The sequence below is a fragment of the Parasynechococcus marenigrum WH 8102 genome (assembly GCF_000195975.1).
GTDB lineage: Bacteria > Cyanobacteriota > Cyanobacteriia > PCC-6307 > Cyanobiaceae > Parasynechococcus > Parasynechococcus marisnigri.
In genome coordinates this window covers 1,800,564-1,812,730 of sequence record NC_005070.1, presented here as the reverse complement: position 1 = coordinate 1,812,730, position 12,167 = coordinate 1,800,564, and the positions used below count along the sequence as shown (strand labels likewise).

General features: G+C 62.0%; 15 protein-coding genes. 1 reads left to right on the top strand and 14 read right to left on the bottom strand.

The window, feature by feature from the left end; all coding sequences use genetic code 11:
• Position 1: 1 nt before the first annotated feature.
• The gene (locus TX72_RS09560) at positions 2-232 is read right to left on the bottom strand and encodes a hypothetical protein (protein ID WP_011128758.1); all 231 of its coding nucleotides are present in this window, start codon (positions 230-232) and stop codon (positions 2-4) included.
• A 20-nt stretch (positions 233-252) separates the two neighbouring features.
• Complete coding sequence (rsmI, locus tag TX72_RS09555) at positions 253-1,110, bottom strand: 16S rRNA (cytidine(1402)-2'-O)-methyltransferase (RefSeq protein ID WP_042503781.1); 858 nt, start codon at positions 1,108-1,110, stop codon at positions 253-255.
• A gap of 26 nt (positions 1,111-1,136) precedes the next feature.
• Between rsmI and TX72_RS09550 the strand changes: the two genes are divergently transcribed.
• The gene (locus TX72_RS09550) at positions 1,137-2,054 is read left to right on the top strand and encodes a 3'(2'),5'-bisphosphate nucleotidase CysQ family protein (RefSeq protein WP_011128756.1); all 918 of its coding nucleotides are present in this window, start codon (positions 1,137-1,139) and stop codon (positions 2,052-2,054) included.
• Here the strand turns inward: TX72_RS09550 and TX72_RS09545 are convergent, their stop codons facing one another.
• The 12 genes from TX72_RS09545 to TX72_RS09495 all read right to left on the bottom strand — a co-directional run bounded on the left by TX72_RS09545 (position 2,055) and on the right by TX72_RS09495 (position 12,156).
• Complete coding sequence (locus TX72_RS09545) at positions 2,055-4,220, bottom strand: polyribonucleotide nucleotidyltransferase (protein WP_011128755.1); 2,166 nt, start codon at positions 4,218-4,220, stop codon at positions 2,055-2,057. It lies immediately after the preceding gene.
• 118 nt (positions 4,221-4,338) lie between these two features.
• The gene (rpsN, locus tag TX72_RS09540) at positions 4,339-4,641 is read right to left on the bottom strand and encodes a 30S ribosomal protein S14 (protein ID WP_011128754.1); all 303 of its coding nucleotides are present in this window, start codon (positions 4,639-4,641) and stop codon (positions 4,339-4,341) included.
• Positions 4,642-4,700: 59 nt separating this feature from the next.
• A complete protein-coding gene (gene rseP, locus TX72_RS09535; RefSeq protein ID WP_011128753.1) occupies positions 4,701-5,786 on the bottom strand; it encodes an RIP metalloprotease RseP in 1,086 nt (361 codons plus the stop codon).
• Between the two features lie 24 nt (positions 5,787-5,810).
• On the bottom strand, positions 5,811-7,088 hold the full coding sequence (serS, locus tag TX72_RS09530) for a serine--tRNA ligase (RefSeq protein ID WP_011128752.1): 1,278 nt from the start codon (positions 7,086-7,088) through the stop codon (positions 5,811-5,813).
• A gap of 41 nt (positions 7,089-7,129) precedes the next feature.
• Positions 7,130-7,291, bottom strand: coding sequence for a hypothetical protein (locus tag TX72_RS14510; RefSeq protein ID WP_173358505.1), 162 nt, complete (start codon positions 7,289-7,291; stop codon positions 7,130-7,132).
• A gap of 78 nt (positions 7,292-7,369) precedes the next feature.
• The gene (locus TX72_RS09525) at positions 7,370-8,863 is read right to left on the bottom strand and encodes a Ycf46 family AAA ATPase (RefSeq protein WP_011128750.1); all 1,494 of its coding nucleotides are present in this window, start codon (positions 8,861-8,863) and stop codon (positions 7,370-7,372) included.
• Complete coding sequence (locus TX72_RS09520; RefSeq protein ID WP_011128749.1) at positions 8,860-9,378, bottom strand: YceD family protein; 519 nt, start codon at positions 9,376-9,378, stop codon at positions 8,860-8,862. Before TX72_RS09520 ends, TX72_RS09525 begins: the two co-directional genes overlap by 4 nt.
• A complete protein-coding gene (yidC, locus tag TX72_RS09515; RefSeq protein WP_011128748.1) occupies positions 9,375-10,517 on the bottom strand; it encodes a membrane protein insertase YidC in 1,143 nt (380 codons plus the stop codon). Before yidC ends, TX72_RS09520 begins: the two co-directional genes overlap by 4 nt.
• A 55-nt stretch (positions 10,518-10,572) precedes the next feature.
• Positions 10,573-10,980 (bottom strand): PH domain-containing protein, encoded by a 408-nt coding sequence (locus tag TX72_RS09510; protein WP_011128747.1) that lies wholly within the window; start codon positions 10,978-10,980, stop codon positions 10,573-10,575.
• Positions 10,977-11,363 carry a ribonuclease P protein component gene (locus tag TX72_RS09505; protein ID WP_011128746.1) on the bottom strand — a complete coding sequence of 129 codons (387 nt, stop codon included), beginning with the start codon at positions 11,361-11,363 and terminating at the stop codon, positions 10,977-10,979. Before TX72_RS09505 ends, TX72_RS09510 begins: the two co-directional genes overlap by 4 nt.
• A 39-nt stretch (positions 11,364-11,402) precedes the next feature.
• Positions 11,403-11,540 (bottom strand): 50S ribosomal protein L34, encoded by a 138-nt coding sequence (rpmH, locus tag TX72_RS09500; RefSeq protein ID WP_011128745.1) that lies wholly within the window; start codon positions 11,538-11,540, stop codon positions 11,403-11,405.
• Between the two features lie 46 nt (positions 11,541-11,586).
• Positions 11,587-12,156 carry a DUF2808 domain-containing protein gene (locus TX72_RS09495; RefSeq protein ID WP_011128744.1) on the bottom strand — a complete coding sequence of 190 codons (570 nt, stop codon included), beginning with the start codon at positions 12,154-12,156 and terminating at the stop codon, positions 11,587-11,589.
• Positions 12,157-12,167 lie beyond the last annotated feature (11 nt).

Sequence of the window (12,167 nt, the reverse complement as noted above, 5' to 3'; positions counted from 1 at the left end):
ATCAGTCCCAGTGTTGCTCCGGCAACATCACGGCAGCTGCACTTCCGCCGCTGACCACACCGATCACCAGCGAGAGTCCCACCAGGAAGCCCGTTGGCAGCGGTACCGATCGGGAGGATCCAACCTGGATACTGTGGCGGTCTTTGAGGTTCTGAGCCCCCAGGCACAGAAGCATGAACAGCACTGTTCCAATCCCCAGGCTGATCAGCATCAGTCGGAGACGTAACAACATCAAGGATCTGCGATATGGCCTCAGTCTGATGGCTCCTGGTGAAGCAATGCATACAAGCGTCGGCGGCTGATGCCGCTCTCCAGGGCGAGCTGCCGAGCTGCATCACTGGCGCTAGCACCGTTAGCGATGCATTCCTGCAATCGCGCCAGCAGTTCACTGTCATCATGTTCTGATGGTGTTTGTGCTGGGCACCCCCCCAGCACAAGGGTGAATTCCCCCTGGGGGCGTTGCGTCTGAAAGTGCTCCAGGGCGGCCGCAATGGTTGGTCCAACCTGCTGTTCGTGTCGCTTGGTCAGTTCCCGCGCCACCTGCAGAGGGCGCTCGGCACCACAGTGCTCGGCCAAGCTTTGGAGGAGCGGCAGCAATCGGTGCGGTGCTTCGTAGAACACGGTGGTTCTCGGCTCGGTGGAGATCTGCTCCAAGCGCTGTCGACGTTCTTTTCCTTTAACCGGCAGGAATCCCTCGAAGCAGAAGCGGCCACTGGGCAGTCCACTGCTGACCAGAGCCGTCGTAGCGGCGCAGGGGCCAGGGATGCAGATCACCTCAAACCCTGCGCTACGCGCTTCCGCTGCCAGTTCTTCGCCGGGGTCGCTGATGCCGGGAAGTCCGGCGTCGCTGATCACCGCCACGCTTTCGCCCTCGCTCAGCGCCTGCAGCAGCTGCGGCACTCGGGTGCGGGTGTTGTGCTGATGAAAGGACAGCTTTCGGCCGCTGGCCTGCAGGCTGCTGAGCAGCTGGCCGCTGTGGCGCGTGTCTTCACAGGCGATGACGGTCACCCCAGCTAAGACCGCCTTGGCTCGCGGTGAGAGATCACCAAGGTGACCGATGGGTGTGCCCACGATATACAGGCATCCGGAGGCTGGCTCGTCCCGCTGCATCACAATGGCCAGCGCCTGTCCTGATCATGATGCCAAGCCCTGCCGTCCTGCCTGCCGGCGTCAACCAGGACGTTCTGTTGTCAGAACTCCGTCGCCTCAGCTGGGGGGCTGCCGACATCCTCAGGGCCTATGCCCGCGGCGAGCAACCGCCCCATGGCTTCCCCAAGGCTCTCAGCGTCGACGATGGCGGTGAAGGCCCTGTTTCTGCTGCTGATCTGGCCGTGAACCAATGGCTGCTGGATGGCTTGTCAGCTGCGTTTCCCAAGGCTGACTGGACCCTGCTCAGTGAAGAAACGGCCAAGGAGCAGCTCACGGAAGGCCAACCGCTGCAGGCGGAGTGGCTCTGGATCCTGGATCCCTTGGACGGCACCAAGGATTTCCTCCAGGGCACTGGCGAATACGCCGTTCATCTGGCACTGGTGCGGGGGCAACGTCCCGTGCTAGGGGTGGTGCTGCTGCCGGAAGCCGACGAACTCTGGATCGGCATCGTCGGCGAGGGCGCCTGGTGCGAGGACCGTCAGGGTGAGCGCTCGCCCGTTCGCTTCAGCGATAGAACCGCTGTTTCGGATCTGATCCTGGTGGCCAGTCGCAGCCACCGCGACGACCGTCTGGTGAAGCTGATTGACGCTCTCGCGCTTGGAGGTTCCAAGGCGGTGGGCAGCGTTGGCTACAAGGTCGCCACCATCCTGCGGGGCGAAACTGATCTCTACGTCTCCCTGTCCGGACGCAGTGCCCCCAAGGATTGGGACATGGCGGCCCCTGAGGCCGTGTTGCTGGCGGCCGGTGGACGCTTCACGCATGCTGATCAGACGGACCTCGCTTACAACACTGGCGATGTGCGTCAGGCCGGTTGCCTGATCGCCAGCCATGGAAAAGCCCACGCCGAGCTCGGAGAGCGTGCGACGCGGGCGATGGCCGAGATCGATCCCGGCTTTCAGGTTTGATCAGCTCAGCGGTGCCACAGGGGTGGGCTGAGGCTCCTCCCCGGCACCGTCGCCGCTCTGGGGCACGCCCCGCAGGGTGAGGTTGATCCGGCCGCGGTTGTCGATTTCCCGAACACGCACGGTGACCTCGTCACCCACCTTCACGACGTCCTCCACCTTCTCCACCCTGGCTTCGGAGAGTTGAGAAATGTGGATCATGCCTTCCTTGCCAGGCAGGATCTCGACGAAGGCACCGATGGGGATGATCCGGGTGATCGATCCTGAGAACACCTCGCCTTCATTCACCTTGCGGGTGAGGCCTTCGATGATCTTCTGAGCTTCATCAGCCGCCGCACCGTCATGGGAGGCGATGGTGACGATTCCGCTGTCCTCGATGTCGATCTTGGTGTTGGTGCGCTCGGTGATGCCTTTGATCGTGCGGCCACCGGGACCGATCACCGTGCCAATCAGCTCGGGATCGATCCGGAAGCTCAGCAGGCGCGGGGCATGGGGGGACAGGCCTTCGCGTGGTGTGTCGATCGCCTCCAGCATCTTTTCAAGGATGTGCAGACGGGCTGGACGGGCCTGGTTGATCGCCTCGGCGATCGTCTTCACCGGCAGACCGGTGATCTTCATGTCCATCTGCAGGGCCGTGATGCCCTTCTCGCTGCCTGCGACTTTGAAATCCATGTCGCCGAGGAAATCTTCGATTCCCTGGATGTCCGTGAGGATGCGGATGTCATCGCCCTCCTTGATCAAGCCCATGGCCGCACCGCTCACTGGTGCCTTGAGGGGGACTCCGGCATCCATCAGCGACAGGGTGCTGCCGCAGACGGAGCCCATCGAGGTAGAGCCGTTGGAACTGAGTACTTCACTCACCACCCGCACCACGTAAGGGAAGGTGTCCTTGGCGGGAAGCACCGGCAGGATGGCCCGTTCGGCCAAGGCGCCATGACCAATTTCGCGGCGTCCTGGGGAGCGCATCGGTCGGGTTTCGCCGACGGAATAAGGCGGGAAGTTGTAGTGGTGCAGGTACAGCTTCTCGGTGCTGGGATGGAGGTCATCCATCTCCTGGGCATCGCTGGGTGTGCCCAGGGTGGCGGTGGAGAGCACCTGGGTGAGACCACGCTGGAATAGGCCGGAACCATGGACCCGTCGAGGGAGGACCCCAGCCAAGGCACTGATGGCCCGCACCTCATCCAGGGCGCGACCGTCTACTCGCTTGCCGTCTTTGAGGATCTGCTGGCGCATCAGGGTTTTGGTCAGCGCCTTGAAGCTGTTACCGAGCAGCTTCGAATTGGAGGCGGTGGCCACACGGATGGCATCGTCCTCCTTCAGGCCGGCGATGGCTTCAGCGGCTTCCGCCTTGATGGCATCAAGGGCCTTGTCGCGCTCATCCTTGGTCTGGTCGAATTTCTTGAGCACCTCGCTGATCGCCTTGGTGCACTGCTTCTCCAGGTAAGCCGGCACTGTGGTGTCCTGCGTGGGGGTCTCCGGCTTCACCTGTTCGATGCCCAGATCCTTCAGCAGTTGCTCCTGGGCTTTGATCAATTCGCAGATCGCTTCGTAACCGAAGTCGATCGCTTCGATCACATCCTGTTCGGGTAGCTGGTTGCCACCAGCCTCCACCATCACCACACCATCCGGGGTGCCGGCGACGATCAGATCGAGATCACCGCGTTCAATTTCGCGATAACTCGGGTTGAGCACGAAGTCATCGCCGAGCAGGCCCACCCGCACGGCCGCCATCGGACCATTGAAGGGAATGCCCGCCAGCAGCGTGGCGATGGAGGCACCGGTCACGGCAAGCACATCCGCCGGGACACGTTCGTCCAGGGACAGACAGGTGGCGACCACCTGAAGGTCGTCCCGCAGCCAAGCTGGGAACAGGGGCCGCATCGGCCGGTCGATCAGACGGGCGGTGAGGGTGGCCCGCTCGGGGGGACGACCCTCACGCCGCTGGTAGCTGCCGGGGATCCGACCAGCGGCGTAGAGCCTCTCCTCGTAATCGCAGATCAGAGGCAGAAAATCGATGCCCTCCCGTCCGCCGGAGCGGGTGGCGGTCACCAGCACGGCGGTGTCTCCGCATTCAACAAGAACGGATCCGCCCGCCTGGGGGGCAAAACGTCCGGTGGTCAGTCGAATCTCGCGTCCATCAAAGGAGATCGACTGGGTTTGTCCTTGCACGACGGTTTATGTCCACTTGTCAACCAACAGTTTGACATTTCACCGCATCCGCGCATGAAAAAAGGGAGCCGAAGCTCCCCTTGGATAACGACTCATGCTGTTGGGTCAACAGCGGATCTCACCAGCTGGACTTCACAACGCCAGGAAGTTCGCCTTTGTGGGCCCTCTCGCGCAGCTGGTTACGGCAGAGGCCGAAGTCGCGGTAGTAGCCACGGGGTTTGCCGGTTGCCCAGCAACGATTGCGGATGCGGCTAGGGGCGCTGTTGCGGGGCAGCGCCTGAATCTTGCGATGAATCTCCAGACGATCCATGGGATCGTCCGCTGCATTGAACGCCGCCATCAGCGCTGCACGCTTGGCCGCATATCGCTCGGCCATCTTCTTGCGCTTGACGTCGCGGGCGATCATCGACTTCTTAGCCATGCAGCTCTGGAGCGGCGGTAGGACGAACCAAGGAGTTTACACGGAGGGTCTCTTTGTCATCAGCGCCCCCCTATCAGCTGCTGAACCACGGACAACTGGCTGGTGTCCCGCACGATCAGAACCAAGGTCAATCCAACGATCAACAGGAAACCCGATTGAGCCACCGCCAGCTGCAGACGCTCGGGCACCGGGCGACCCCGGATGGCCTCAATCACCAGGAGCAGCATCTGTCCGCCGTCCAGCAGCGGCAGAGGCAGGGCATTGAGCACCGCCAGATTGATCGAGATCAGCGCCATGAACAGCACTAGGCCTGAACCTCCCTGCTCACTGAGCTGGGCCCCCATTTCCACAATCTTCACCGGACCACTCACCTGACTCGCGGTGGCCCGGAAGTTGGTGATCAGGCCGCCGTAACCCGCCACCGTCTGCTGCAGCAGGTTCTGAAATTCCCCGAGGGTGTAGCTGATCAACTCTCCTGGGTTGGCTGCTGTTCTGGCTTCCCCGCTCAGGTTCATTTGAAGCTGGGCGCCGATGCGTCCCTGCCCTTGTTGGTTGAGCGGCGTCATGTTGATCACCTCCAAACGCTGATCCCGCTCGCGCTGGAGCTTGAGCGTCTGATCGGGGGAGCTTTTGATCGTCTCCACCATGGATCTGACGCCCTCCTGGCCTGCCGAAAGAAGGTCTCCCTCCAATCTGAGGACACGATCACCCGGGGTCAGCCCAGCCCGATCAGCGGCTCCTCCCGGTTGAACCGCCACCACCAGCACCCCCGGATCAGGTTCCGCAGGCAACCCCACCAGGGCAGCCTGTCCAAACATGACCACGAGAGCCAGCAGCAGGTTGGCCAGTACTCCCGCGGCAATCACGAGGGCTCGCTGCGGGATGGGGCGGTTGCGCAGCAGGTCCGGGTCATCGGCCGGGATCGTGCTGTCCTCATCATCATCCGGAAAGGCGACGAATCCCCCCAGGGGCAGGGCCCGAATCGCGTAGGTGACACCGCGCCGCTGGCGTTTGATCAGTGCCGGGCCGAAACCGATCGAAAAGCCGCTGACCCGGATCCCCTGCAGGGTGGCGGCAAGGAAATGACCAGCCTCGTGAACCACGATCAGCAGCGCCAGAACGGCCAGAGCCGCAAACACATTCATGCCGTTCTCAATCGCGCATTCAGGTCATTCTGGCTGGAGTCGTTCATCGCCGACGTAGGGCACCAGAGCTTTCGGCAGCAGAACGCTGCCATCGGATTGCTGGCCGGTTTCCAGCACAGCCGCCATCGTGCGGCCGACAGCTAGACCACTGCCGTTGAGAGTGTGCACGAGTTTGGTGGATTTACCTTCCTTGGTGCGAATGGCAGAACGCCGGGCCTGGAAATCTCCGCAGACACTGCAGCTGGAGATCTCCCGGTAAGCCTCTGCGCCCGGCAACCAGACCTCGAGGTCGTAGGTGCGTTGCGCTGAGAAGCCGATATCTGCCGTGCAGAGATCAAGAACCCTGTAGGGAAGTTCCAGTGCCTGAAGAACGGCTTCGGCATCGGCGGTGATCTGAGCGTGGGCTTCTGCGGAGTGGTCCGGGTGGGCGAACCAGTAGAGCTCCACCTTGTTGAACTGGTGCAGACGGATCAGGCCTCGGGTATCCCGTCCGTAACTGCCGGCTTCCCGGCGGAAACAGGGGCTGTAGGCCGCATAGCGGAGCGGCAGCTGATCGGCGGGGATGATCTCGTCGCGATGCAGTGAGGTCACCGGCACCTCGGCGGTGGGGGTCAGCCAGAGGTCGTCCTCCGAGCAACGGAAACAGTCATCGGCGAATTTGGGCAGCTGCCCCGATCCCGTGAGGCTGGCGCTGTTCACCAGCACCGGAGGCATCACTTCCCGGTAGCCCTTGCTGGTGTGCAGGTCCAGCATGAAATTGATCAGTGCCCGTTCCAATCGGGCGCCCTGTCCCATCAAGGTGACAAAACGGCTCTGGGCGATGCGGACGGATCGCTCGGTGTCAAATAGGTGGAGTCGTTCGGCGATCTGCCAGTGCTCCTCCAGCCCTTCCTCCTGTCTTGGGCTGCCCCAGCGGCGCAGCTCAACGTTGTCGGTTTCGTCCTTTCCCTCAGGACAGTCCGGTGAAGGCAGGTTGGGATAGGTGAGGAGTTGTTCCTTCAGCTGCGTGAAGAGGTGCTTCTCCTCTTCTTCCAACACAGCCACCTTCTGCTTGATGGCATTGCCCTGCTGCCTGAGTTCAGCGACCTCTTCACCTTTGGGGTCGGCACCCCCTTTGATCTTCTGGCCAACCTCCTTGCCGATGCGGTTGCCTTCGGCCTGGAGTCCACTGCGCTCTTCCTCCAGCTTGCGCTGCTGCTGTGCGATCACCTGAAGCCGGGTGAGATCAACGGCTTTGCCCCGACGCCCCAGTTCGGTGGCAATGGCATCGGGATTCTCACGCACCAGGCGCTGGTCGAGCACGGATCCTGCAGAGGAGGCGCCGGCAGCCTATGGCAAGCCGATCAGAGAACCTGTCCGAGCATCACAGCAGCCACGGCTGAGAACACGGTGATGCCGAGAGCCGTGATCGGATTCTGTCCCTGGGCCACGGCCACGGTGGTGATCACGCCAGCGCCGAGGCAGGCCACAGCGAGCTGGGTCGTGATGTCGTTCGGGCGTTCCACGTGTTGCAATCGATTGATCGGACCGTAGGGATCGCTATTAACCGTGTCTTCACCTGAAGCCGGCTTCGTTACGTGGGGTCAGGCTTCTTTACGTCCCGCAATGGAGGCAGGGCGGGCGCGGCCGCTGGAGGCCCAAGCCTGGAGGGCCTCCAGTTGTTCTCGCGCCGTTCTGGACAGGGGGATCAGTTGTGAGGCAGCGCGGATCAGGTCGGTTTCCTTCAGCTCACGGCCTTCTGCGAACGCCAGATGCATTGCTTCGATCACGGTCTGCTCCAGCTCGGCGCCGGAGAACCCTTCACACCGGCTGATCACCGTATCCAGCGGCAGCTGCAGACCTGGGCGGCGTCGATTGAGATGCAGGTTGAGAATGCTGCGTCGCTCCTCCATCGAGGGGAGGTCCAGCAGGAAAATCTCGTCGAAGCGCCCCTTCCGCAGCAGTTCGGGTGGCAGCTGGTCGACACCGTTGGCCGTGGCGACAACGAACACCGGAGACTGCTTTTCGGCCATCCAGGTGAGCACGCTGGCCAGCACCCGCTGACTCGTACCCCCGTCACTGCGGCCATCACCGCCGAAGCCCTTGTCGATCTCATCAATCCAGAGCACACATGGCGCCATAGCTTCCGCCCGCTGGATCGTTTCGCGGGTGCGGGCCTCACTGGCACCGACGAGTCCGGCAAACAGACGCCCCACATCAAGGCGAAGCAGGGGCATCGACCAGCTGCGGGCGATGGCTTTCGCCGTAAGGGATTTGCCGGTTCCCTGGGGCCCCACCAGCAGCACGCCCCGTGGCATCGGCAGTCCGAAGCGACGTGCCTCGTTGGAAAAAGCACGATGACGCTGCTGCAACCAGTCCTTGAGAGCCTCCAGGCCACCAATCGCCTCGGTGCCGGAGTCCGTGACGCAGAACTCCAGCACCTCACTGCGGGCAATGCTCTGACGTTTCTCCTCGAGAACCTCCTCCAGGTCTGCAGGACCAAGCTGGCCGCGACGAGCCAGGGCTCGGGCCGCGACCTGGCGGACCCGCTGTTCACTAAGGCCGCTGCAGGCTTGGGTGAGCTCCTCGAGAACTGTGGGCTCCAATGGGGTGCCACTGCTGAGGCTGATGGTGTTCAGCAGGCCGCGGAGCTCATCGGTGTCCGGTAGTGGCAGATCGAGAAGGGTGAGGGTCTCGTCCAGATCCGTTGGCGGCGACCAGCTGCCGCTGCAGAGCACCAACGTATGGGCTGTGCTGCGCAGTGCTTGCTGGAGGTTGCGCAGCATCCGGGCGATGCCGGGGTCATCGCAGAAGCGATGGAAGTCCTTGACCAGCAAAAGGGTCGGTCTGCTGCTGTCCAGGTCTCTCAGCCATTGCAGAACAGCCATCGGCTGACGACTCCCCAAACCCTCAACGTTCAGAACGCCTTGAAGGCCGTCGATGAAATCCCAGCAGCCCAGTTGATGCTGCAAACGGGTTGCTGTCTGCGTCAACAGCGCTTCCACCCGCGCTTCCTCGTTGCTGCGGATCCAGATCAGAGCTGTCCGCGCTCGGATCAACAGATCCAATTGATCACACCAGCTGCTGCCAGCGGTCATGGCTGTTGCAGGCCCCGCAGCGCAGCCCAGCGGGGATCGAGCGGCTCAGCTGATGCTTGAACAGCCGCTTCAGGGCGGATCGGCGGGCCTGGACAGTGTTCGCCGCAGTGATTCACCACCGGCAGCTGCAGGTTCAGCTGTTCGAACACCCATTGCTGGGGATCGAAATCGCCCCTGGGGTCGAGGCATTCGGCCAGTCCCTCCATCGCGGCGATGTCCTCGGAGTTTTGAAGTTCTTCCTCCGTCGGTGGTGACTGACCCAGCCAGATCAATTCCGAGCTGCTGCAACGGAGCTGATGGTTGTACTGGCCGAGACAGTGGTCACAGCACAGGTTCACAATCGTGGACAGCTCTCCGTCCACGATCAGAACGTTGCCGCGATGTTCAGCCTTGAGTTGGCCGCGCACTGGGGTCAACGACGTCAGTTGATCCAGATGACCTTCGACGGTCCAGTAGCTGGGAGCACCTAGCACCCGGAGTTCCTGAAGGGGAACAGGCTCCAGGCCTTCAATCATTTGCCGCCTTTGGGTTCAAAGGGAAGGCGGGCATCGCCACCGCCAGCCGACGTCGCTGTGACGGGCACCGTCTGCTGGGTCATCTGTTGGTCAAGGATTTTCTGGAGGTTCTCCGGTAGCGCTTCACGGGTGAGCAGGAAGGTCTGCAACGCCTGGAAGATGTTGGCGATCACCATGTAAAGCAGAACGCCGGCGGGAAGAGGGAAGAACAGGAACATTCCCGTGATCATCACAGGGGTGATCTTGTTGGCAGTGGCCTGCTGTGGGTTGGCCGGCATGCCCATCCCCGACAACAGCTGGGATAGGAACAGAGTGAGTCCGAAACCACCAACAAGAATGGCGATATCCCAGTTGATGTCTCCGTCGGCGTAGAAGCCAACCTGACCAAGGGCCTTGATGAACAGGAAACCGCTGCGGGCCGCTAACCCAGGAATTTTGGCTTCCACAGTGGCGTCACCGGCGGTAAGGGCGGTGATGGTGCCGTCATCGCTGACATTCACCACGTCATCCCCCTTGGTGATCGACCAGGTGGGGGCAAATCTTGAAGGGTTGTCCACAGCGGTGAGCACGTCATCGAAACCCCTGCCGTCTTTGGTGTGGAGGTTGACCGTGGCGCTGTCTCCAACACCGAGCTTTGTGCCGCGGGGGAGGCTGGCGATCACGGGAACGTGATCGGTTTCAGCAATGAAGATGGAATGGCTGGCGCTGTTGAAAGGCTTGGGCTCCACAGCAGCGATTTGATCAGCAGGCAGAACCTTCAGATTGATCGTGTAGGGAACATCCGCAAACGGTGATCCCCGCAGGGTGGCAAACAGGGCAAAGAGGATCGGCATCTGAACCAACAACGGCAGACATCCCGCCAGAGGACTACCGAACTCCTTCATCACCTTGCCCAGTTCCTCCTGCTGCTTCTGCAGGTTGTTGGCGTAGCGGCTTTTGATTTCAGCCTGGCGCTTCTGGATTACAGGCTGGGCAATGCGCATGCGCCGAGCGCTGCGGATCGATCCGGCGCTGAGGGGATAGAGGGCGACGCGGATGACGATCGTGAGGGCCACGATCGCCAGGCCGTAACTGGGAACCAATCCGTAGAAGAAATCCAGGATCGGGATCAGCAGGTTGTCGGAGATGTACCCGATCACGTTGAAGAACCCGTGGTTGGTGACGTTGTGGTGCCAGTGTGCACGAACAGCTGATTCAGGCGGCGAATCCTTCGACCGGCTTGTCGGCAGGTGCGGATGAGCGGGCGGCCATGCGTTCGAGGATGTAAGCCTCTGTCTCGCGGAAGCTCGGCACAGAGCGCATTTCAAGGCGGGCGCCGTCATTCAGCACCAGCACCATGTCGCCCCAGGCGCCAAAGCCTCGAGACACGCTGCGAACCTCTTTGATCTGGGAGTAGACGACCTGGGTCTTCTCCTTGCCCATCCAACCGCCGGTGACAGAGATCCGTCGGCTGGTGATGCGGAAACGCAGCCAGACGGCCCGGACAATGGCTCCGATCGTGAACGGCAATCCGATCAGGGTGACACCCAGCAGGAGGTTGAAGATCAGATCACCCTTGGCCGGGCCACCGTCGTAATGAACGTCCTCTTGGATGCTGGTCATTGGCCCAGGCCTGCAGAACTGAGAAGACTGTCGCATTCTTCGAGCAACTGTGATGGTTCCGCCTCGGACGCTTCAGGGCGGAGGCTGATCAGCACCCATCGACCCGCGAGATCCCCGCGGTGTTCGAGCTGCTGACGCAGGTGTTGATGCAACAGGCGACGCAGGCGGTTCCGGCGTACTGCCCGTTTGCTCACCTTGCTGCTGATCACCAGGGCGCAGCGGCAGCAGCGGGTTGGATGTCGGCGCAGTTCCGGTCGCAGCAAGCGTGGCTCCTCTGGCATCACGCGCAGCACCATCCAGTCGCCGTGATGACGGCGACCGATGCGATGAAGCCTGTTGAAGCAACGGTGCCCCCGAAGTCGCATGGAGGCGGGGAGTGCCATCAACCCTGGCGTTGTCGAAAGAGCAGAGCGATCAGAGGATCAGACGGCCAGACGGGACCGGCCCCGCTTGCGACGGGTGCGGATCACGCGACGGCCGGTGTGGGAGCGCATGCGGACCCGGAAACCGGAGACCCGCTTCCGCTTGCGGCTGGTTCCACCCAGAGTGCGCTTCGTCATGACAGTTGTTTGGCGTCCGGCCGATCAGAACTAACGAATTTATCAGTCAGTCCATATCGATGAGCCAGCTGCCGACATAGCCGGACATGGGCACATCGCCAGGGGCCTGGATCAGAGCGTTGAGCTGGTACATCCGCTTTCCCTGAGGGTTGAACAGCTTGATGCGCAGCGAGTAGTCGCCTTCCACGGGGACGGGGGTGTCCGGATAAACCTCGATCGCGGTCTGAGTCTTGTTGACCTCGATCGTGGCAGGGACTTCCTCCAGGCACCGGGTGCGTTTCGTCATGCTGCCGGAGGACGTGCGGCAGAGGGTCATCCGCTCAGGACGCAACTTGGCATCGAAGTAGTCCGGCACCGTCACGGTCAACTTCATGATCGACGTCTTGCGGTCCTTGGCCCTGAGATGCAGGTACCACTCGGAGCGATCGTTCTCGATCGACGACGTCTGGAAGTAATAGAGCTTTCTGTAGTTCCGATCGCTGTCCCAGCGGAATTCCATCAGGCCGGGGGTGCCCCCCTGCGCATGGGCGGTGGGAGTGGTCAGGGAATGGCTGACGGTGGTTAAAACCGCGGCTGCGCTGACGCACAAGGCCTGCCGAAAAATGGACGGTTTCATCACGATCACTC

Excerpts from the sequence above, each read along its gene's own strand:
- TX72_RS09560 (WP_011128758.1), bottom strand. The coding sequence starts at position 232 with ATGTTGTTACGTCTCCGACTGATGCTGATCAGCCTGGGGATTGGAACA.
- rsmI (WP_042503781.1), bottom strand. The coding sequence starts at position 1,110 with ATGCAGCGGGACGAGCCAGCCTCCGGATGCCTGTATATCGTGGGCACA.
- TX72_RS09550 (WP_011128756.1), top strand. The coding sequence starts at position 1,137 with ATGATGCCAAGCCCTGCCGTCCTGCCTGCCGGCGTCAACCAGGACGTT.
- rpsN (WP_011128754.1), bottom strand. The coding sequence starts at position 4,641 with ATGGCTAAGAAGTCGATGATCGCCCGCGACGTCAAGCGCAAGAAGATG.
- rseP (WP_011128753.1), bottom strand. The coding sequence starts at position 5,786 with ATGAATGTGTTTGCGGCTCTGGCCGTTCTGGCGCTGCTGATCGTGGTT.
- TX72_RS09525 (WP_011128750.1), bottom strand. The coding sequence starts at position 8,863 with ATGACCGCTGGCAGCAGCTGGTGTGATCAATTGGATCTGTTGATCCGA.
- TX72_RS09520 (WP_011128749.1), bottom strand. The coding sequence starts at position 9,378 with ATGATTGAAGGCCTGGAGCCTGTTCCCCTTCAGGAACTCCGGGTGCTA.
- TX72_RS09510 (WP_011128747.1), bottom strand. The coding sequence starts at position 10,980 with ATGACCAGCATCCAAGAGGACGTTCATTACGACGGTGGCCCGGCCAAG.
- TX72_RS09505 (WP_011128746.1), bottom strand. The coding sequence starts at position 11,363 with ATGGCACTCCCCGCCTCCATGCGACTTCGGGGGCACCGTTGCTTCAAC.
- rpmH (WP_011128745.1), bottom strand. The coding sequence starts at position 11,540 with ATGACGAAGCGCACTCTGGGTGGAACCAGCCGCAAGCGGAAGCGGGTC.
- TX72_RS09495 (WP_011128744.1), bottom strand. The coding sequence starts at position 12,156 with ATGAAACCGTCCATTTTTCGGCAGGCCTTGTGCGTCAGCGCAGCCGCG.